Below are 370 nucleotides of genomic sequence, written 5' to 3' on the forward strand. Positions count from 1 at the left end.
ACAGTGCTGCTGATTCTCAATATGCCAATGCTTTCTTGTTGCCTTTGAGGCTAACTCTAAAGATAAATGGTCTGTGCAAATATAGTACGAAGTTTCATAACTTCCTTTCCCTTTGACACTCCTATCTCTTACCACTGCAACAATGCTTTTTACGAGACACCACTTCTGTCTGAGTGCTTCGCTGAAGGCTGCAGGAAGCACGTAAACCTCACGAACCTCTTTTCTACCATGCCCTTTGTCTTCCGTGATGTATGGTTCCTGTTTATCTTCAGGCAAAGCCCAATAGTCTCGGAATTGCACATCAATTTCGGCTAACAAACTTGGTTGATTCAGTTTAACTTGTACTAGGATATCTCCGCCTTTATCAACC

General features: G+C 42.4%; 1 protein-coding gene. It reads right to left on the minus strand.

The genetic code is table 11. The annotated features are described in order from the left end of the window. On the minus strand, positions 1-370 hold a 370-nt coding region (locus ACTRWI_RS22745), incomplete at both ends, for an ISAs1 family transposase (RefSeq protein ID WP_499133946.1).

It is taken from the genome of Pseudoalteromonas sp. G5_S1_14_S5 (assembly GCF_054968605.1).